The sequence below is a fragment of the Clostridium arbusti SL206 genome (genome assembly GCF_000246895.1).
Lineage (GTDB): Bacteria > Bacillota > Clostridia > Clostridiales > Clostridiaceae > Clostridium_I > Clostridium_I arbusti.
On sequence record NZ_BAEV01000062.1, the window covers coordinates 1 to 22753 of the forward strand.

At 28.3% G+C, this 22753-nt stretch carries 19 protein-coding genes; 5 read left to right on the forward strand and 14 right to left on the reverse strand.

Features of this window, described 5'->3' with window-relative positions:
* Positions 1-29: 29 nt before the first annotated feature.
* Positions 30-173, reverse strand: coding sequence for a Spo0E family sporulation regulatory protein-aspartic acid phosphatase (locus RH99_RS18995; protein WP_138990671.1), 144 nt, complete (start codon positions 171-173; stop codon positions 30-32).
* Between the two features lie 401 nt (positions 174-574).
* Here RH99_RS18995 and RH99_RS11710 point away from each other — a divergent pair, with 401 nt between their 5' ends.
* Positions 575-1234: a DUF2271 domain-containing protein gene (locus RH99_RS11710; protein ID WP_010238221.1), complete on the forward strand. Its 660-nt coding sequence runs from the start codon at positions 575-577 to the stop codon at positions 1232-1234.
* A gap of 122 nt (positions 1235-1356) precedes the next feature.
* On the opposite strand, the gene RH99_RS11715 is transcribed toward RH99_RS11710, so the two are convergent.
* Positions 1357-2265, reverse strand: a complete 909-nt coding sequence (locus RH99_RS11715) for an AEC family transporter (RefSeq protein WP_010238222.1) — start codon at positions 2263-2265, stop codon at positions 1357-1359.
* 268 nt (positions 2266-2533) lie between these two features.
* Here RH99_RS11715 and RH99_RS11720 point away from each other — a divergent pair, with 268 nt between their 5' ends.
* On the forward strand, positions 2534-4030 hold the full coding sequence (locus RH99_RS11720) for an aldehyde dehydrogenase family protein (protein WP_010238225.1): 1497 nt from the start codon (positions 2534-2536) through the stop codon (positions 4028-4030).
* A gap of 287 nt (positions 4031-4317) precedes the next feature.
* On the opposite strand, the gene RH99_RS11725 is transcribed toward RH99_RS11720, so the two are convergent.
* From RH99_RS11725 to RH99_RS11760, 8 genes are all read right to left on the reverse strand, one after another.
* On the reverse strand, positions 4318-5271 hold the full coding sequence (locus RH99_RS11725) for an AEC family transporter (protein ID WP_010238227.1): 954 nt from the start codon (positions 5269-5271) through the stop codon (positions 4318-4320).
* A 208-nt stretch (positions 5272-5479) separates the two neighbouring features.
* Positions 5480-5905 carry an ArsC/Spx/MgsR family protein gene (locus RH99_RS11730; protein ID WP_010238229.1) on the reverse strand — a complete coding sequence of 142 codons (426 nt, stop codon included), beginning with the start codon at positions 5903-5905 and terminating at the stop codon, positions 5480-5482.
* A 222-nt stretch (positions 5906-6127) separates the two neighbouring features.
* Positions 6128-7189, reverse strand: coding sequence for a sporulation integral membrane protein YtvI (gene ytvI / locus RH99_RS11735; protein WP_010238232.1), 1062 nt, complete (start codon positions 7187-7189; stop codon positions 6128-6130).
* A gap of 187 nt (positions 7190-7376) precedes the next feature.
* The gene (truA, locus tag RH99_RS11740; protein ID WP_010238234.1) at positions 7377-8114 is read right to left on the reverse strand and encodes a tRNA pseudouridine(38-40) synthase TruA; all 738 of its coding nucleotides are present in this window, start codon (positions 8112-8114) and stop codon (positions 7377-7379) included.
* Positions 8115-8495: 381 nt separating this feature from the next.
* Complete coding sequence (locus RH99_RS11745; protein WP_010238236.1) at positions 8496-9674, reverse strand: GGDEF domain-containing protein; 1179 nt, start codon at positions 9672-9674, stop codon at positions 8496-8498.
* A 183-nt stretch (positions 9675-9857) separates the two neighbouring features.
* On the reverse strand, positions 9858-11249 hold the full coding sequence (locus RH99_RS11750; protein ID WP_010238238.1) for a bifunctional diguanylate cyclase/phosphohydrolase: 1392 nt from the start codon (positions 11247-11249) through the stop codon (positions 9858-9860).
* Positions 11250-11535: 286 nt separating this feature from the next.
* Entirely contained in the window at positions 11536-11784 is a 249-nt protein-coding gene (locus tag RH99_RS11755; protein ID WP_306301460.1) for a cation transporter dimerization domain-containing protein, read from the reverse strand.
* A 38-nt stretch (positions 11785-11822) separates the two neighbouring features.
* Positions 11823-14534 carry a sensor histidine kinase gene (locus RH99_RS11760; protein ID WP_010238242.1) on the reverse strand — a complete coding sequence of 904 codons (2712 nt, stop codon included), beginning with the start codon at positions 14532-14534 and terminating at the stop codon, positions 11823-11825.
* A 316-nt stretch (positions 14535-14850) separates the two neighbouring features.
* On the opposite strand from RH99_RS11760, the gene RH99_RS11765 reads away from it, so the two are divergent.
* Positions 14851-15207 carry an MmcQ/YjbR family DNA-binding protein gene (locus RH99_RS11765; protein ID WP_010238244.1) on the forward strand — a complete coding sequence of 119 codons (357 nt, stop codon included), beginning with the start codon at positions 14851-14853 and terminating at the stop codon, positions 15205-15207.
* 289 nt (positions 15208-15496) lie between these two features.
* On the opposite strand, the gene RH99_RS11770 is transcribed toward RH99_RS11765, so the two are convergent.
* Complete coding sequence (locus RH99_RS11770) at positions 15497-16852, reverse strand: nitrogenase component 1 (RefSeq protein ID WP_026038483.1); 1356 nt, start codon at positions 16850-16852, stop codon at positions 15497-15499.
* Between the two features lie 13 nt (positions 16853-16865).
* The gene (locus tag RH99_RS11775) at positions 16866-18458 is read right to left on the reverse strand and encodes a nitrogenase component 1 (RefSeq protein ID WP_010238249.1); all 1593 of its coding nucleotides are present in this window, start codon (positions 18456-18458) and stop codon (positions 16866-16868) included.
* Between the two features lie 662 nt (positions 18459-19120).
* On the opposite strand from RH99_RS11775, the gene RH99_RS11780 reads away from it, so the two are divergent.
* On the forward strand, positions 19121-19819 hold the full coding sequence (locus RH99_RS11780) for a CAP domain-containing protein (protein WP_010238254.1): 699 nt from the start codon (positions 19121-19123) through the stop codon (positions 19817-19819).
* Between the two features lie 115 nt (positions 19820-19934).
* On the opposite strand, the gene RH99_RS11785 is transcribed toward RH99_RS11780, so the two are convergent.
* Entirely contained in the window at positions 19935-20888 is a 954-nt protein-coding gene (locus RH99_RS11785; protein ID WP_010238257.1) for a D-2-hydroxyacid dehydrogenase, read from the reverse strand.
* Between the two features lie 526 nt (positions 20889-21414).
* Between RH99_RS11785 and RH99_RS11790 the strand changes: the two genes are divergently transcribed.
* A complete protein-coding gene (locus RH99_RS11790; RefSeq protein WP_010238259.1) occupies positions 21415-21876 on the forward strand; it encodes a GtrA family protein in 462 nt (153 codons plus the stop codon).
* A gap of 67 nt (positions 21877-21943) precedes the next feature.
* Here the strand turns inward: RH99_RS11790 and RH99_RS11795 are convergent, their stop codons facing one another.
* Entirely contained in the window at positions 21944-22459 is a 516-nt protein-coding gene (locus RH99_RS11795; protein WP_010238261.1) for a YdhK family protein, read from the reverse strand.
* Positions 22460-22753 lie beyond the last annotated feature (294 nt).

The window sequence follows — 22753 nt, forward strand, 5'->3', positions numbered from 1 at the left end:
ATATAAGATAAAAACTCTGCTTTTCTAATCTAATTTGATGATTTTAACCTATTATAATCAAGTATTACATTATCTAATTCTTTACTTATATCCATTATATCTTCATAATTAAACTCATTAGAATTTAATATTATATATAGTTTCTCTAATAATTCCTTTATAGTCTCCTCCACATTGTTCACCTCAATTGATAAGAATATACGTTCGCATAAACTTATTATATACTATTATTAATGTTTTTTACATACTTTAATTCAATTATTTTATTGTTTAATCCTATTAATTACCAAAGGAAATTTGACTTATTTACCCAATAAGTTTACCATAAAAATAAAGTTTTAGTATGTGCATGATAAATAAATCTATAATTTTTAAATAGATATACCAAAATTTAATATAAGGCACATTCAAATAAATAACTAGTCAGTATGCTAGTCTATTTTGAATCCCACCACGTCAACAGAACCCTCAGATAGCTCACTATCTGAAGAACCTATTTCCTTGTAGGCTTCAAAATATACGTCGCATCTTTGACTTACTATTTATTTTCATATGCCTTATCAGGAGGAGTTATATGAAAAAAGGAGAAATTAAAACCATCGCACTATCTATGGGTATGTTAGTAGTACTAAGTGGTTGCAGCATGAAAAAATCAAGCAATGTTTCTAATAATGCTAAACTTCCAAGTAATAGCGTTAAAGCAAATCAATCACCCTCATATAACAGTAGTGTCTCAGAGCAAACACCAGGCTCAGTAAAGATTCAATACAATCTTAGCTCCATACCTAAAATAGCCAGTAATCAAGTGGCTGTATGGATAGAAGACCCTCAGGGGAAATATATTAAATCTATATATGCTAGTAAATTCACTGCAACTGGTGGCTATAAACAAAGATCAGAAGCCCTTACAGAATGGGTAAAAAAATCGACATGGAAAAACGCTACAAAGAATGAAATAGATACTGTAAGTGGAGCTACTCAAAGTCCAGGTAATATTAATCTTACTTGGAATTGTACAGATGAAAAGGGTACTGCTGTTAAACAAGGTAAATATATTTACGTTGTTGAAGGCAACATTTATTGGGGAAGTCGAGTCCTTTATAAAGGAGAAATCCAAGTTGGAGAGTCTACAAACACATCCACTGCAAAAGCTAGCTATGTAAATAAAGATTCTAAAAATAATGACACTCTATTAAAAAATGTTTCTGCAGAATTCACTCCAAAACATAATTAAAAACTGTATATATTCCCTACATCTTTAGCTAAAAGTAAAAAGTACCTAAGTTTAATTAGGTACTTTTTACTTTTAGGAATACTGAATAAAATTTCATGTTAGAATATTGAAAATTATATACTTTATATTATACCTACTAGAACCCATACTAATAAAAAACTTATCAATACAGTCATATTGGATAATACACCTATTAATTTTTGATCATAATTAAATTCTACTGAAAATGGTATAATTGCTGAAGCTATTGGCAATATAAATCCAATAAGCAAAGTATATTTAACCATTTTATCAAAAGGTGAAAATATGAAAAATAAAATACCAACAGTAAATCCTATAATATATCTCAACGCAAGAACAGAGGCAATATCTTTAAAATAATTTAAATCAAAACTAAAGCTTAAATATATTCCTAAAATCAATAATGACATAGGCATATTTGCCTTAGATATAATACTGCAAAAATCAGTAACTATCCTTGGAAATTGTAAGCCTAAAACATTTATGAATACTACAACAATATATGTACATAAAGGTATTGATTTGAATACCTTACTAAAAGTTTCTTTAACATCTACTTTTTCCGCTTCAGAAGAAAAATAACTAGCAATAATATAACATAAACCAAATATTATAAATGAATTTCCTAAGTCGAACATACCAAAATACTTTACACCTTCATGTCCCCAAATTGCCTCAACTAGTGGATATGCAAAGAGCCCTATATTAAAAGCAGGAAGAAGCATAAGTAGAACTCCTTTTGCTTTTCTTTTCTTATTTCTGAACAAATATAAGCCAATTACAGTTATAGAAATTCCATATATAAAACTTATTAATGTTAATTTAAGAAGAGAAAATTCAATTTTTAGAGTACTAAAAGTAGTTATAATAAGACATGGTAGTGTAATATTAATCACTACTCTTGCAAGAGCTTCTCCATCTTTTTCTTTAACTATGTTTAATCTTTTACAAATGTATCCCAACATTATAATAAGCATGGACATTAAAAATTGACCATTAACACTGTTCATAAAAATCCTCCTTAGCATATTCTTAAGAATTATATTAAAATTAAAAATTGTATTTGTAATCATTTTCATATAATATACACTTAAAATCATATCATAACACCGTAAATTACTCTATTAATCATTAAAAATATTTATAATATTTTTGATTTTGGCCATAGAAAATGAAATATATCGATATTTTTTTAACAATAATAACGGTATTTGACAAATATTACAACCATGTTATTATAGGACTATAAAATATTAAATTTTTAAATGGGGTGGGCTTATGGTATTAAAAAATAAGGAAATTAAAAATGCAGTAGATAATAACTACAAACTCTATATAGGTGGTGAATGGGTTGATAGTACCGATAACAAAACAATAAAAAGTTACAACCCTGGAAATGGTGAATTTCTATCTTCATTTGTAGATGCTACCAATGAAGACGTTGACAAAGCCGTTGATTCTGCTTGGAAAGCCTTTACTGAATGGAAAAAAGTTAGCCGCCAAGAAAGAAGTAGACTTCTTTTAAAAATTGCGGACTTAATTGATGAAAATACAGAACACCTTGCTCTAGTTGAAACACTTGATAATGGTAAGCCTTTAAGAGAAACTATGAGTGTAGATGTACCAGCAACAGCTGATCACTTTAGATATTTTGCAGCAGCTATACGAACAGAAGAAGGAACTGCTCAAGATATAGATAATAATACATTAAGTATAGTTCTAAAAGAGCCTCTTGGTGTGGTTGGCCAAGTAATTCCTTGGAATTTTCCAATACTTATGGCAGCATGGAAAATCGCACCTGCACTTGCTGCTGGTGATACTATAGTTATACATCCTTCCTCTTCTACTTCTTTAAGCCTTTTAGAACTTGTAAAACTTATTGGAGATGTACTGCCAAAGGGTGTACTAAACTTAATCACAGGAAAGGGTTCTAAATCTGGTGATTACATGCTTAAACACAATGGATTTAGTAAATTAGCCTTCACCGGATCTACAGAAATAGGATATGAAGTAGCAAGGGAAGCTGCAAATAAGCTTATACCTGCAACCTTAGAGCTCGGTGGTAAGTCTGCAAATATATTCTTTGATGATGCTCCTTTTGAAAAGGCCATTGAAGGTGCGCAACTTGGAATACTATTTAATCAAGGACAAGTTTGCTGTGCTGGTTCAAGATTATTTGTACAGGAAGGTATTTATGATAAATTTCTAGCTGCTTTAAAAGAAGCTTTTGAAAAAGTAAAAGTTGGTCTTCCATGGGATGATGAAACTCAAATGGGTGCTCAAGTAAATCATGGACAGCTTGAAAAAATTCTTAACTATGTAAAAATTGGTGAAGAAGAAGGTGCAAGCCTTGTAACTGGTGGTTGCAAACTTACTGATAGTGAACTTGGATCTGGAGAATTTATAAAACCAACAATACTTGCCAATGCTAAAAATGATATGAGAATAGCTCAAGAAGAAATATTTGGACCTGTAGCTACAGTTATAAAATTCAAAGATGAAGCTGAAGTTATAAACATGGCCAATGATTCCGAATATGGTCTTGGTGGTGCTGTATGGACAACAAATATAAATAGAGCTCTAAGAGTTGCAAAAGCAGTTGAAACAGGTAGAATGTGGGTTAATACCTATAATCAATTACCTGCTGGTGCCCCTTTTGGTGGATATAAAAAATCTGGAATAGGTAGAGAAACTTATAAATCAATTTTAGAAGCCTATACTCAAACAAAGAATATATTTATAGATATCTCAGATGATAAACTTGGTTTGTATTAATTTTCTTAGGTAAATATTGATTAAAATAAATTTTATAAAAAATATAACTGGGGAGAAATCCCCAGTTATATTTTTTAATTCAAAACTACAATACAAACTCATACTAAGTAAGATTCAGTAATGTGAATTTATTAAATGCAGTAAAATAATATTAATTTTTTGTAAATATTATTTATTGTTAAACAATTGATATTCTATAATATGTGTTGTATACGTATAAAAATCTAATTTTCTTAGCATTTTTGTGATTTTTTTAGCAATTATTATAAGTCGTTTATCTATGTAAACTAAATAAAAGAAAAAGTCCTAAGAATATATATACCTATAAAAATTGTGAACATTGAGAAAAGTGTTGTTAAAACAACTACATCACCTGTAAGTCTATAATCAGAATTCATTTCCTTTGCCATAATATAAGCAGATACTGCAGTAGGTGCGCAGAACAATACAAATATTGACCCTAATTCATTTCCTCTAAATCCAATTAAAATTGCAATCATTATAACTATGCTAGGCACTACTACTAGTCTTCCAAAACTGGCTATTAGTGAATATTTTAAATTTTTTATTACACTCTTAAATTCCAGTTGTGCCCCTAAAGTAATAAGAGCAAGAGGAGTACCTAATGATGAAACTTCAGATACAGCTCTATCTAGAAATAGTGGCATTTTAATCGATAAAACTTTCATAAGTATTGCTAAAATTGAAGCTAATATAAGAGGATTTTTTATTATTCCAATTATAGTAAATTTGATCTTTTCTTTTATATTTCCTGTTCCATTTTCATCAAAAATAGCTAAAATTACAACTGCTAAAAAATTATAAGTGGGAATAGCCACTGGAAGCAGTAGTGCCACATTTTGTATATTAGACTCTCCAAACATATTTATGCCAATTGGAATTCCAAGTAATACAAAATTACTTCTATATATTGTATGTATCATCGCTGAAGCTCTTTTTTTATCCTTTATACATATTGGAACTATTATACACAACACTATGACTGATGCAATTATACTCACAAATGCAAAGAGCAATAAATTCCCGTGAAAAGACTTACTTACTTCTGCAGAATATATCCCATAAAAAAGAAGAGTAGACAAACCGACTTTAAAATTAAATTTTACAGCAGTATTTATAAACTTTTCATTAATTAAACCAATTCCCTTTGAAAAATATCCTAATGCCATTACTAAGAATATGGGCATTATTACATTAAAACTAAAAATTAAATTACTCAAATTATCACCCTCTCCTTATAAATTTAAACGTATACACTTATTTTAAATCTTTAACCTATATTTATCTATAATAATGATTTTTATAAAAATTCTAATATAGAAATTATACTACTTCTTATATTGATAGTACACATTTATAGAAACAATTATAAATGACATTCAATTACTAATTATAATCGAATGTCATTTATTTAATATGCATTAATTTTTAACTTTGTGGAACTTTGCAAACATCGATTTTAGAGTGGCTTTGACACTGAGTTAAATCCTCGTCTGGAACATTGTGTAATTCAATAAATTTTCCTACGTAATCTGTATCAAATCCTGCTATGAGTTTATCACCAATTTTCATAAGTGGTCGTTTAATCAATAATGGATCACTACACAAAAGTTCTAGGGTTTCCTTTTCTGGCAAAGCACCTGGAATTACTGTACCGGCTTTTACTGCTGTAGCATTTTTATTATACCAATCTTTTACTTCCATACCTTGTAAATAATCCTTTAAAGTATCTGGTGTCCATTTTTCCTCTAAAATAGAACGTTCCTCTACATTATGTCCCGATGCTACAAGTAATGCTTTTTGACGCACACCACCTCTGCAGCCCGGCTTAGTATAAAAAATAATATTTGACATGTAATATTCCTCCTCTTTATAGTAATTTTATCTTTATAAAACAATAAATTTCTATTGAATATTTATTATTATTGAATATTTATTATGGTTTAATTTTAGCATAATACTAATATTTTTCAATAGAATTTCTAATTTTGTTGAAATAAACACTAATAAACTTATTGCTATTACTGTCATACTAGCTATTGATTCGTATATAGAAAGATGATATTCTCCATAAATTCATTTAAATATGTGTATTGTATGCTCATCATTCATATTTTTTAATATAGTCACTAAAATTGGTAAAAGGAACAAACCAATAAAACCAAAGAGTTGTGTGCCAATAAACATACTCATTAAAGTTACAAGTGGATGAAGTCCTATATGATGCCCTACCACTCTAGGCTCTAATGTCTGTCTAACAATCATAATAACTACATAAATGATTATTAATCCAATTGCTAGATTAACATTTCCTATAATAATAGATATAATTACCCAAGGTATTAAAATACTACCTGTTCCAAGAATAGGCAATATATCAACTATAGCAATAAATGCAGCAAATAAAACTGAATTAGGTATTTTTAGAATTGATAATCCTATAGAAAGTTCTATAAATGTAATTGAAATTAAAATAGCATATGCCCTTATGAATTTTAATATAGTATCAATACCATTCTCTTTAATATTAATTAGTATTTTTTTATTTTTATCCGAAAATTGTCTTAGTACAAATTCACTTATCTTATGATAATCAATGGTAAAAAAGAAAGACGAAACGATTGTAAATAAAAATCTTATTAAAAAAACTGGTATCCTTCCTGCTATATCAACCACAGCTCCTACAACAGTTGAAGATATAGACTTAATAAAAGAAAGAATAGAATCATTTATATTTTCAAATCCACTTACAAGTGATGTGTCCATTTGTGGCATAATTCCTTGAATCAATAATACTACTTTATTCAATGATGGCTCTATAGTATTACTATATACTTCAGGTAAATTACTAAAATTTCCTCGTATAAATGAAAATATTTTTGCTCCAAATAAAGTAATCAATATAAAAAATACTCCATAAAAAATAATTAGTATTATCACAGAAACAACACTTCTTTTAATTTTTGTCTTAGCAACAATAAAATTTATTTCAGGTTTTAAAATCAGTGAAATGAAAAATCCAATAATAAAAGGCATAAGTAATGGAATTCCATATTTTAATACAATAAAAATAATCCCACATAGAATGAGAAAATATGTGAATTTTATAATAAAAGTCTTTTGTTTTTGTACATCCATCTTATGTACCTCACTCTCTAATATTTCATTTTAGTTAATAATATACTCATTACTTCATTATATTAACCTATTTAGTACAGTATAAATACCAAACTTACTACTCTCTTCGTCAACTAAATGAAAAATAGCAGATACTTAACATCTGCTATAATATTATTCTTTAAATCCACAAAAACCTTTGCAAAAACTAATATTGAACATCCTTTAAGAATAATCCTTTTGCTTTAGCTATTGGTCCATATTCTGATCTCTTCTTTTCATCTAATGTTTTCTCTACATCTATTGCTTTAAGCTTACCTTTAGCTACTTCTAATAGAGTTCCTGCAATAATTCTTACCATATTAAGTAAAAATCCATTTCCATTTACTTCTACTTCTACTATGCCCTCTTTTTCTATTATATCTATATAATTGATGATTCTAACAGTAGATTTACCATTAGGTTTTAAATTAGTAAAGCTTTGAAAATCATGAGTGCCAATTAAAACCTCTGCCGCATTCCTCATTTCATCTAAATCAAGCTTCTCATCAGTGTGATAGGTATACTTTCTATCAAATACATTTCTAAATTTATTATTATTTATTCTATATACATAAGTTTTTGATTTCACATTATACCTTGCATGAAATCTTTCTGCTGCATCCTCCATATATTTTACAACTATATCTTCAGGCAAAAATTCATATAAATAATCTAACATAGCATCTATACTAAGTTCACACTCAGTGTGAAAATTTGCTATATAATTTTTGGCATGCACGCCTAAATCAGTTCTTCCACACCCTATTACCTTAATATCTTCACCAGTCATTTTAGATAAAACATTTTCTATTTTATATTGTATAGTTGACTCACCATATTTTTGTTTTTGCCATCCTTTATATCTACTTCCGTCATACTCAATTGTCATTTTTAAATTTCTCATATAGTACCACCTTTAATATATTTTCTTATATACTGTTTATTTTTCTCTAAGGCATATGAAAATAACTAGTAAATCAAAGCTTCTAGTATACTTACTAGTTATTTACAATACCTAAGTATATCTTAATTATATAGTTTATATCAATATAAAGCTATTGTATTCTTAAATAATAATTTTATAAACTTTATTTAACTAAAAAATATCCAATTACTTATTATGACTGAATATTTTCTAGAATTATCATAGTATTACTATTAGGCATCTTCAAAAAGATAACAAGTCAGTATGCCGGTCTATTTTTAAAAACTAACTTAATTCTAATTTTATCATTTTCATCTGTAAAGGTCATATCACCTATAGACCGCATATCTTTATTAACTATTAAAGTATATTTAAATTAGTCCTTACAACACAATTACGCCCATTTGACTTTGCTTTATAAAGAGCATTATCACTTGACTTATAAAGCATGGCAATATCTGTTTTACCATCTGGAATCATAGAAATTATTCCTACGCTCACTGTATATTTTATTGTAACATATTCATTAATTAAACTTTCTTCGATGATTTTTCTTATTCTCTCAGCAATTTTGTCAGAATCGTTTTCATCAGATCCCAAAAGTAAAATAGCGAATTCATCTCCACCGTATCTCCCAAATAAATCATATTCTCTTAGTTGTTCCTTTGTTTTATCAGCAAAATCTCTCAAGGTAATATCTCCAATATTATGCCCATAGGTATCATTAATAGTTTTAAAATTATCAATATCTATAAGTAAAAATGAAATAGGTTCTTTTTTCTTAACAAAGTAGGCTATGCTTCTTTTCGCTCCAGCAATAAAAGTTCTACGATTAAGAATACCTGTCAATTCGTCGATACTTGCCAGTTTCACAAGTTCTAGATCTATTTGTTCCTTTGATAGAATAACAAAACCAGTACTAGTAATTTCCAACATCATTAGCATACTAATGAGAGTTAATGGTCCCGTTTGATAAATACCTTTAATAAATGGATTCATATACTTATATGAACTGATAGCTATGAAAGCTCTAAAAATCAGAAGCACAATTACAAGATAGTATAAAGACCCCATAATTCGCTGAAGTGTAGAAGAATTTTTATTCTTCATAAGGCAAAACCCTGGAAAAGCTATTAATAAAACTATAAAGATTGAGATAACACTAATTCTTATATTTTCAACATTATAGAATACAGTAATACAATTAAAAATGAATATCATAACTATAGTTAAAAAAACATATATTGTTTTTATATTTTTTTCAAAGGCATTTATCAACATCAGTATGGCTATAGACTCTAATGACACTCCAAGCAAAGCTATAGAGTTGGCAATAGAAATAGACATGGGATTTGGGATAGCACCCCTTAAAGCAACAAGACTCCATGAAATTAGCTGAAGAACTTTTGAGGCTGCGAATACATTTATAGATTTATCCTTTTTATGATCAAATCTATATGCCATAATATAGATAATAATAAAAACATTTCCCAAAACAATGGGGATTAAAATAGTTTTCATATCAATATTAAAAACCATATATTATACCTCCAATAAATATAAATTTACTGTATAATTTTATCATTGAATTAGAGGATATACAATTTAATTTCACTTTAAAGCCTAATTCATCACATTTTTAACATTATTTCATAGAATAATTTTGTAGTTAATTTTTGGAGATTAAATCAATGAAATATTACTGTATCTGTCCTTTTACCCTTAATCCAATGCTTTGTCTAATACTTTTTCAATAAATACTCTCACTAGCTCTGGCTCAAACTGAACACCTGCATTTATTTTTAGTTCTTGTATAGCAACGTCTTCTGTTAGAGAACTACGATAGCTTCTTTCACTAGTCATAGCATCATAAGAATCAGCTATGCTTATGATTCTTGATTGAAGTGGTATTTCTTCTCCCTTCAAACCTTTTGGATATCCCATTCCATCCCATCTTTCATGATGAGATAATACATACTCTGCAATTTCTAACATATCATTTACTGTACTGAGTATTCTATATCCTATTTCTGGATGCCGCTTTATTTCTTTCCATTCATCATCTGTCAGTTTTTCCTGCTTATTGAGTATATTTTCTTCTATAGCTATTTTTCCTATATCATGAAGTAATCCAACATTTTTAAGTTCCTCTATTTCACCTTCATCTAAGCCAAGTGCTTCACCCATACTTTTGCATAATTCTGAAGTCCTAAGGGAGTGATGTTCTTCCCTTTTATTTTTTTCGTGAAGGGTACTAATGATAGCATTTATAGTTTTTCCTCTCATACTGGGGCTTTCAAAGAGTTTTTTCTTATACATATGGTCTTCAGCTTTCTTAAAAATTTCTTCAATTTTTTCTTCTTTGTTCTTTTTAGTTTCATATCCAAAGGAAATAGATATATTTACAGAATTTACCTTTTGTGTTGAAGCCATAGCTTTAATACGTTTAATAATTTGTTCTGCTTCATAGGAGCCTGTTTTTGGTAAAAGAATTACAAATTCATCACCACCAAGCCTAGCAGTAATATCATCACATCTACATCCCTTAATAATAATTTCTGCTACCTTTTTAAGTAATTCATCTCCCATAGCATGACCAAAGGAATCATTTATAAGCTTTAACCCGTTTACATCTCCCATAACAATAGTCAAGGGAAAACTTCTTTCTACATCTAATCGCTTTAACTCCTCTTGAAAAAATCTTCTGTTATATAAAACTGTTAGTTGGTCATGGTAGCTTAAATATTTAAGTTTCTGTTCAGAATTAGTCAATTGTTTTACACATGCTTCAAGCTCTTCATTAGCTTGTGATAATTCTTCGTAGCTTTTATTAAGCCTTTTTTCTGTTAAATGGACTTTTTTTAGAAGACCACTTATTAATAGATAAAGAATAGTTGACGTTACAATAACATATAACCAACCTTTATATGTGCCTATAATTAATAGAATACTCTTCTTACGAACAAGCTTGTTTACAATTCTATCTGAAAAATAAATCCAAAGAAACCCAATAACTAAATATATCATACATATTTTAATGCACTCATATTTTAATTTGTCTTTTTCATTGATTCTTAAAATCGAGTAAATTTTTTTTATTATTGATACAAACATAACATCACTCCACTACTATTATATTGAATTAGCTCTCGCTGAATTATTGTCCTTGAATATCCATATATACTATTTACAGTTTAATATATTTCGACCTTTTTTATCAAAATCCTTTAATATTTACTTTTTTCTAAAATCTCTGATATTCATTAAACAATAAAACACCATAGTTTAGTAACTACAGTGTTTTCCCATATAACTCTTTAAATAATATTGTGACATTTATATAAGAAGTTCATCACCTTGGCATCAACGCTCTTTTTTAACTGTTTCACCTTCATAAGGCTTAGGGCTCTATGTGTACAATAACCTCTACATTGTTATTTAATTCTTTTCTCGGAGCATATTCAATTTTATGAGTAAGTCTATGTGAGTCTTCAAGGTTCATCTTAGAATCAGCTAGAATATGCATATCTATGTGCATGTCATCTATGGTTCCACGACTTCTTACCTTATGAACCCATATTATTCCTTTCTGAGCCATTGCAATTTTTTCTATCTTCCCTGTGTCAACTGCTGTACTATCGACTAAAATACCACTACGATTTTACGTGGCCTAGCCTAATAAGAATACTATGAATATATATCAGAAAATTCAATGTTTATCATTTCAATTTTACCATTCTGTGGTTTATTTTTATGAATATTATTTGAATCTATTATAGTTCTAGATGGAAGTTCTATCTTAAATTTGCTACCTTTACCTAGTTTACTTTCCACACTTATTTTACCCCCATGTAACTCAACAATTGATTTTACAAGACATAATCCAATGCCACTTCCTTCAACATTGCGAGCAAAGGATTTATCCACTTGCTTGAATCTTTCAAAAATAATATCTAAATGATCCTTGTCAATTCCTATACCATTATCCTTTACCGATATCTCAACAGTGCCATCTTTATCAAATACATCCACATATATTTCATCCCCTGGCTCAGAAAACTTAATAGCATTAGAAATAAGGTTAAGAATAATCCTCTCAATTTTATCAGTGTCACAAGCAATAATCTTTTCTTCTGTGTCTGTGTCAAAAGTAATGCTCATTCCTTTACTCTGAACATATTCTGATACTGATTGGACAATATCTTCAATAGTATATACTATATTTTCATTAGATAAATTTAATTCAAAAAAACCTGATTCTATCTTAGATAAGTCTACTATATTACTTATAAGCTTTGTTAACCTGTAACAATTTTGTCTTGTACTATAAACAATTTTAGTAATTTTATCCTTATTAGCTATTAAAGAATCATTTTTTAAATATAATTCAAATAATTGAGATGAACTAAAAATTACATTCAAGGGAGTTTTAAGTTCATGTGTTATATTAGCTAAGAATTCCTCCTGCATCTTGAGGTTTTCTTCAATATGACGCTTAGCTTTTATTTCCTTAGTTACATCTATTACAATTACAACGATTTCAGTAACTTCACTTTTAAGTCCCACCACAGGCTGATATATTTTGTTAACAAACATTTCTTTCCCAGAAGCTACTATACTTCTATATTTTATATAGGATGTTTCCTTTTTCTCTAGCATATTTTTGATATGTTTAAGAACATTACCTTTATCACAATCAGGCATAATTTCAGTATAATTCTGTCCTTTAAGAGAAGCTATGGATTTTATTTCTGGCTTTAATCCCTTTACAAAATTATAAGCCTTTTGATTAATATCTGTAATCTTAAAATCTGGATATGATAATCTTAGAACAGGTAAATCAAGGTTGTCTATCATTCTATTTAAAAAATTGTATTGGGTTTTTATTAATAAATTTTCTTCATGTTTTATCTTTTCAGTAACATCACGAAAGCACAATATTCCTGCAATAAAATTACCTTCATTATCATATATTGGAGTACCATTTATATCAGCATAAACAACACTATCATTAATTTTCATAATCATTCTATATCCTAATAGTTTTTCACCATTTATTACTCTTTTAGCTGGAAGATTTTCACAAGTAATTAATCGTTTGTTTACATCCAAATATTCATATTGTTTAAGAGAATCTCCTATCTTATTCACCTTTTCAGATTCAATTAAAAAAGTATCTCTGGCTGCCTTATTAAATGTGGTGTAGTTACTATTCTTATCGAAAATTATCAAACTATCAGACATATTTTCAATAATAGCATCTAACTCCTCTTTTTGCTGTTTAATAATTTTTTCTTTGTTAACTAAATCTGTTATATCGTGCATACATGTTACAACCATGGATACATTTCCGTCTTCATTGAAAATTGGAGATGAACTAACTTCAGAAATTATTTCTTTATGCGGCATCTTTACTAATATTCTCTTATTTTTTTCTATTTTACCTCTAAATGCAGCAATGGAAGGTAATTCTTCAAATGGAATTATATTTCCTTCTAAATCGTAATAAATAATTGCTTTATACGCCTCTTTCATACACATATTTGTATCAAGTTGATAGAGAGTTTTTCTTGCCATTTCATTTATAGGAACTACTCTTCCATCCTTATGTACAATAAATACTTCATCAGATATGTTTTTAATAATAGCTTCTAATTCTTCTTTTTGTTGTTGAATAACTTTAGCTTGTTCTTCACTGTTTTTTCTTAATAATACTTTTTCTGTTACATTTTCTACAGTTGAAATAATATATTTTACTTTACCGTTTTCTATAACAGATATTATGCTATTGTCAATATAATAATTTTCCAAGTTTTTTGTTTGTATTTTTATTTCTTTACCATAAAAAGATTCTCCTGTATTAACAACATTCATCCACACTTCTTTGGCTTTACTACCTTCCCATATATGTACAAATTCGCTTATTTTTTTACCTACAGTAATTTCTTTTTTATCATAAAATTTACCTAATAAATCTAAATAGAGTTGATTTGCTGTAAGAAGTATTGAGTTCGATGCGCTATATATTCCTATACCAACTTTATTATCTGATAAAAGTTTATTAATAACATGGAATTTATTTTCAATACGTGAATTTGCTTTTTCTTTAAAAAAATACATTTTTTCATTTTCACATTCTAAACACTTACAGAAAATAGTAACCTCTCTTGGTTCATATGATTTGGTAAACATATAGCAAATATACTCATCTTGAATACTTTCAAGATATATCTGAGAATTAAGTCTTAACATAGAACTTATCTCATAAAGTGATTTTCCTGTGGACTCATTTCTTGAATAACCAGTAAAATTTATAAACTCATTATTAACTTCAATAATTATACCGTTTTTACTATGTACAAATGGTTCTTGAGTCTTTTTCTTCAAAGTATATTTCATGAATATCCTCCTGCTTTTTATGTATTAATATATATACTTTATTTATCCATCGTAATTTATGATATTTTATCTGAAAACATTTTATCATATTGTATTTTATTTTAATATATTTATCATATCTGTTAATACGACAATATTATTAAGTTCTTCAATAAATAACTAAAATATGTTAATTATTTAAAAATCATGTTAATGCATATATAAAAATACTAATATTTAAATTAAATATGCATCCTGCCCTTTATCGAAACTTTATATAATAACTTAATTTTGATATAATGTAGATGTGAATTTTTATTATGAGGTGAAATCATTTATGTATATATACACTTTAAAAAAATATTGTTTATCTCAAAAATGTTCTCAAGAGGATTATCCTTTTGGTTCTGATGTTATAGTGATCAAAGTTTGTTCTAAAATGTTTGCACTTATTTCTAATAGAGATAATAAAATAAACATTTCTTTAAAATGTGATCCATTTTTAGCTGATAGTTTAAGACAAGACTATAAATATATAATTCCTGGATATCATTTAAATAAGAAACATTGGAATACAATTATTGTAGATGATTCTGTTTCTAAAGAACAAATATACTGCCTAATTGACCATTCCTATAAACTAGTATTTAAAAGCTTATCAAAAAAACAACAGGAACAAATTTTATTAAAATAATAAACTCCTTCATTATTAGACTTAAATTTTTACAAATTCCGGTAAGCAACTAAACTTGAATGCTATTAGTAATTTATAATATAGAATATATTTAAAAAGCTGAGAATATTTAATTTATTCTCAGCTTTTTGTACTAATTCAAAAGTATATAATATTACACAATACCCTATATTCCTTGTCATAGGAAGCATAAATATTTTTATATAAACAGTAAATTTTGACAAAATATATCATTTCCACAATAGTTTATTAATATATTTTCTCATTTTTATAGTAAGTAAGATATATACTATACACCAGTGCTAATAGCCGTAGTATATATTTTTTCTAATAAAGTCAGTGCTCCTGTATATCCAATATAGCTTCTATTAATCACTACTTCAAAAGAAGATGGGCAACTAATCTCTACTATTAAACCCTTTAATTCCTTTATTACGTCTCTTTCCCAAGCTGAAGAAAATATTATAGGTGTGCTGCTTCCAAAATCTGACTCTTTCAATTTCTTTTCAATTATATACCCATCTTCAATAAATTCAACTTCAGTAGAAACATCTTCTGCTAGACTCTTATACTCTTCTCTAATAGCTTGTCTGTACTTTTCTGGTGGATTATCCGTTATAATTTGTTTTACTGGAATCAATCCAAGTTTATTTACTAAAAACTTATTCAAAGCTATATTATATGCACTATCACCTATTACTGCATATTTAGAAGGTAATCCGAACCAAAATTCAGAAAAGAAATCAGAAAAATGATCAAGAAAATAATAATATCTGTCTTCTTCTTTTTCAATAAACTTCTCTGCTGGTTCCTTATTTATTCCAGCAAAATCAACAACCTGACGTATGAATTTCGTTGTTTCTTCTGCTCCAATTGGAATAATAGGTATATGCAGATAAGGTTGATTATATTTCTTTTCTAAGTGTTTAGCTGTTTTAACTCCTACCCAAGGAGAAAGCACTAAATTAAATTGAGCTTTGGGAATGTTCTTCCATTCCTCTACACCTTTACTTTCTGAACCAAATAAAATATTAACTTTAAATCCAGCTCCCTCAAGTATTCTTTTAATTTCAATAAAATCTCCACGCCAATAGGTATTAAAATAAGGGACTTCAGTCCAAAGATTTATTAACCCCTTTTCCTTTTCTCCATCATATTCTCCAACAAATTGATTTATTATAGCCTCAGTAACTATCTCATGACCAATTAAATTATTCCCCTTAAAACCACCAGTTTCTGCATATACAATTGGATAACCTTTTTGTTGATATTTTTTAACAATAGAACCTACATCATCTCCAACGAGTTCTCCAATACAACCGCTTAATACTACAAATAAGTCTCCATCCATTATTTTAAAAGATGATTTTATAAGATCTTCCAACTTTTTAGCTCCACCAAATACAACTTCATTTTCTCCAGCATTTACACTAGGTATAACAGATGCTCCGCTATACCCTCCACCTTGATAACCATTATTATAGGAAAGTATAAAATATTGCTTATCTACACAACCTGGTCCACAATGTACTAAAGGAATACCCTTAGGAATTGCGGCTACAGTATATGCTGCACCTATTGCACAGGCATAACGTGGATGTACTATTGAATTAGTTTGTTCATTAGAATTTAATTTGCCTAACATAATATCTCCCTTTTCACAGTAAAGTTTCTGATTTTTTTTCATCTGAAATTTTTGGTTCTTCTTCATCTAAAATCTCAGGATGTTTAGCAAGAATAAATGGATCTTCTTGATCTAACCACCACTTTGTATATGGTAACTTAACATGTCTCTTTAAATTTTCACCAAACTTTTTATGAGCAAGTACCTCTATTAAAGCTTCTCCTAGTCTAATTATTCCTTGATATCCAAATGGAAGATGTTCATCCCCTAATGGGAATGCAGGAATACCAACCTTTGCAGCTAATGGAGCTAATCCATTATGTCTTATAATTATAAAATCTGGATTAACTCTTCGTAATAATCCATAGAGTTGGAACTGCTGTGTTTTACTTACTGTAAAATTCTTTACATCTCCATAATTATCAACTAAATGTTTTAATGTATCCTGATTTTCATCTCCACTGTCATAAACAGGATCATGATGAAATACTACAGAACCATCTACTGCAATTCCCAATTCCTTTAAAACTGTAATTATACCATGAGCATAAGCTGAACCTGTTGCAACAAATCCCTTTACGCCCTTAAGTTTTTCTTTTAATTCCTCTATTTTAGGTTTAACCCTTTCATGCTCTTTTTTGATGAATTCCTCTACTTCACTTTCCTTATGAACGAGTTTACCTATCTCACGAAGCCAGATATCTGTTCCCTTAAATCCATAAGGCTGTGGTGCTTTAATTTCAGGAACACCATATTCCTGTTCCAGTGCTGCTGCCATATAAGATCCTAATGTAAAACAAAATGTAGCTGTTGCAGCTGCTTCTGAACTTTGAGCCAATTCATCAACAGTAGCCATATCTATTACATAATTTACTCTAAGTCCAATGGGATTTAACATTTCACTAAAATAATCAGTACCCCATAAAGCTATAACATTTATTAAATCCTTTTGTTTTTTAGGATTTTTATTGACAATTTGTCTTAAAATACCGTGTTGAGAAATATCAAATCCTGTACTCCAATGTTTAGACCTAAAGCCTTCACAAGATAATGGAATAACTGGAATTCCTAATTCATCTTCAGCTTCTCTAGCTACACTGGATATATCTTCACCAATAATTGCCGTAGCGCAGGCTGCAGAAATAAAAATTGCTTTTGGTTTAAAACGAACCCATGCATCCTGTATTGATTGTTTTAACTTTTGGGTTGCACCAAAAACCATATCCTTTTCCAAAAGGTTTGTACTTATAATTTGTATATTTTCTACTTTTTTGCCTCTACGCATTAACCCTATTTTATATCCAACATTAAATCTAGGATGAGCCGCTGAACAACCTATAGAGGAATGCTCAATTAAAATAGCATCAGGTATATTTCCCACCTGACATGCAACTATAGACTGGCTGCACATAGTTTGTTGATTAAATGGCATTTTTAATTCACAAAGTTTGCATCCCTTTCCTTTTTCACCACCACAGCTTTTCCCTTTTTTAAGTGCTCTAATTTGATAATTTGATTCTTTTACTAAATCTGATGCAGAACCATCCCAGGCAGTAATTGTTCCTAAACGCTTTTCACGATTTTCAACATCTACAAAATCCAGATTTATCTTTTTTGTTTTTGCCACTTTGTCGTCCTCCATTCATATTTTATATTTACATATACAAAATTTTTCTTTAATAAAATTACTGTTTTCTTCCTATTTCAACTCTTTGAAGTACATTTAAAAGAGTTTTATTGGAACAAAAAAGGTTTTAAATTTAATTCATATAAATTGCAACTCAAATTATATATTCCATCAATAATAGCTAATATACGAACTTTAAACAAAATAGCCATTCTATAATGAATATAATTTATTACAACATATATATTAATTAAATTTAAAACCTCTAGTTTTCTAGTCAGTTCTAAAAAATTTATTATTACCATATAAAATATCATTCTTATTATAGTAATCTTGTCTTCATCAGTAAAACATATTAAACATATAAATTTAATATGTTTTACTGATGAAATAATTATATTCTACCTAAGATTTTTTGTCAATACATATTTTAATCTCGTAACCAAATATAATCCTATATTACCAAAATGTTCTGACATTTTTTTCAAATGTTTCTACCTAATTTACAAAATAGAATTAATTTATTCATATCTATTCCCTATAATTTAAAACAAGTTGTCAAATAAAGCACTAAAACTGAAACTGAAATTATATTAAATACTTTACTCATATATCTTTAATATAATTTCTCAGCAAACAAAAATTTTAGGAGGTTTCACTTTATGAATAAAACAGTTAAATCAATAATTGCGGCACTAGTTGTATCCGGAACTATACTAAGTATTACACCGACTACAGCAAAGGCAGTAGAAATTAAATCTACTACTTCAATGACTCAACAAGCTTGGTTAAAAGATCTTTTAAATAAATATCCTCAATTTAAAAACTGTACAATTACTACTTCAACAAAGCCAGCTACAAATAACACTACACAGGTTGCTAAACCAACAACAAGCACTAATCAACCTTCAACAAACACTAATACTACAACTACGCAACCAGCACAAAATAGCGGACAAGCTTCTACTATAAGTGCTGAAGCAAATGAAGTAATCAGATTGGTTAATGTAGAAAGAAGTAAAAGTGGACTAGCTCCACTTAAAGCTAATGCTGACTTATCCAAAGTAGCAACAGCTAAGGCTCAAGATATGATTGACAAGAATTATTTCAGCCATACTTCACCTACTTATGGTTCACCCTTTGATATGATGACAAAATTTGGTATCAAATACACAGCAGCAGGTGAAAATATTGCCTATGGTCAAAAAACTCCTGCAGACGTAATGAATGGCTGGATGAATTCTCCAGGTCATAAGGCAAATATATTAAATTCTAACTTTACAGAAATTGGAGTTGGAATGGCTAAGGATAAAAATGGAGCTCCTTATTGGGTTCAGATGTTTATAAATCCTGGTAAATAATTATATTTAAATACTATTAGTAGTTTATAATTATAAACTTATATTTAAAAGGCTGAGAATAGCTTATTTATTCTCAGCTTTTTAATTTTGTTGAATTTTACACTTTATACAATCTTTAATATTGCTTATCTAAATCAACCACATTGATTTTAAGTTCTTCACCTTTTAAGTAACATTGAAAATTCCTTATAAATATATCCATAGCTCTTTCCTCATAATTAGCTGTTACCCCAGAAATATGAGGAGTAATTATTGCATTTTCAAAATTCCATAAAGGACTTTCCTTTGGAAGAGGTTCTCCATCAAACACATCTAAACCTGCTCCAGCAATTAAGTCTTCTTCTAATGCTTTAATTAGTGCCTCCTGATCAGTAGTTTCACCTCTACCCACATTGATATAGAAAGCAGTATTCTTCATTTTTTTAAACTGTTCTAACCCGATTATTTTATAGGTTTCTTTTGTGGATGGAAGTATATTAACTATATAGTCACTTGTGCTGATTACTTCATTTAGACCCTTTATGTCAAACATTTTATCCACAATTGATGACGGCTTTCCTGAACGTCGAACACCTAAAACCTTCATACCAAAAGCCTTTGCCAATTTTGCAGTTTCCTCACCAATTACTCCAACACCTATAATTCCAATGGTTTTTCCATGTACCTCCTGTAAATTTCTTTCATATTTCCATTCATTTTTAAGCTGATTTCTAAGATAAAGATGAATACTCCTTGTAAAATTAAGTATCATAGCAAATATTGTCTCTGATATAGGAAAAGCATGCACTCCACTAGTATTAGTAATCATAATATTTTGTTTTTTAAGTTTTTGTAGTGGCATATTGTCAACACCTGCACCCCATGATTGTATCCACTTTAATTGTGAATTAGATTTAAAACACATTTTGGCAATATCATCTTTCCATCCAATAATTACTTCAGCCCCCTGAAGCTGAGGCATGTAGATAGCTTTTTCTTTTCCACTAATTATTTCCCAATCAGGTGCAAGTGACTCTAATTTAGTCAAATATTTTTCGGACGTATTTCTTAAAATAACAAGTTTACGCATTTATACTCACCTTCTCAATTATACTTATAAGTAATATTTAATAATTTTTGTTAAACATCCCCACTAACTTATATGCCTTATTTAATTACATTATAATATTTATTTTTTGAATTTTCTATAATATTTATAATTAAGATGCTATTTTAACTGTCTACTATAAGGGTAGCATATCAAACTATAATAAACTTTATCTATAAATAATAAAAGGCACCTACAATTTTTCACTATTGTAGATTACCTTTATTATATTACTGTAAATAATTCTTTCATTATAATAACTTTAATATTGCTTATCCAAATCAATTATATTGATTCTAGAATCTTTACCATTTAATTAAATAGTTTCAGCTATTTACAAATTATCTTATTATGATATCATAATTGTAAATTTAAAATAAAGCAATATCACATAAATTCAACATAATTATTTGTTAATTGTTCCATACTTTCTTGTTATTATTTAAATATCCATAAGGTAACTTAAATTTAATTTTATTTTATTAATAGATTAAGAGGGGTGTAACATATGAATATTATTAAAAATATTTACAATATCTTTATGAATAATGAAAAACTTAAACATATTATAAGATTTGGTTGTGTAGGATGCTTAAATACTATGTTTGACTTTGGAATATTTTCTCTGCTAAATAGTTTATTTGGTATTAACTATATTATAAGTCAGATAATCTCTTATTCTACTGGTACTTTAAATAGTTATATTTTTAATAGATTTTGGACTTTTAATGATACGAGGACTAATAAGAAGACAACAAAAGAAATTGTTCAATTTATTGTTGTTAATTCAGCTTCACTTGGCGTAAGCCTAATAGGCTTACATATATTAATGCAAGATATTTCTATGAATTCTTTTTTTGCGAAAATTATTTCAATGATATTAGCTCAGGTAGTTAATTTTTTAGGCTACAGATTTTGGGTTTTTGGTAGAATAGTAAAATCAATACCTCATACTAAAAAGACAGCGTAAACAAAGAGAGCTTCTTCGTTTCCCATGAAGCTCTCATAAAAATTCTATTTTTCACAAAAATTATATTCTACTTAGCAGGTTGTAGTTCACTTTCAATTACCCATTGGTGGTTTTTTACTTCTTTACTACCATCTGTTGGTTTATAATCTACCATATAAGCTGGTCCTTCAACCACTTGAACAATTTTAGCTTTTACACCTTTGCCACCCATACCACTCATATGTCCACTTTTTAATGTAAGCTCATCTCCAACAGCATAATTCTCACTTGAACTATCTTCTAACTCTTCTTTAATTACCCATCTGTGATTTTTAACTTCAGTACCACCATCAGAAGGTGTGTAGTCTATTGCGTAAACGGTTGTTTTATAAACACCTGAAACAGTTCCTTTTGCTCCTTTCATGCCTTTCATATGATCTGTATTAATAATGACACTTGTACCAACGGTATATGCAGCATTTTTTTCTTTTGTAAGATTATCTACTGATGTCATGGATTCACTATGCTTTGATGTACTTGAACTACATGCACTTAATACGAGAACAAGCATTAAACTTGTCACAACCATAATTATTTTTTTCAAAGTATATCATCCCCTCTATTTTTCTTCATTAATAATTGAATTTGTTAATAATTATATCAGAAATATATGTAGACATAATGAAGATTGATAAGTGTGTATCTCTATGTAAACTCATTTTTATTCCATACCAGCACATATCTCTTAATACATTTTATTGTAAAAAATATTATAAAATTGTTTGATATATAATATTTAATTTTATTAAAATTGGTAACCTATGATACATATTTTTTATTAATAAAAGACTTATACTATGGTTAAAGAATATCAAAGAGGTGAATGCTAATGAACAAT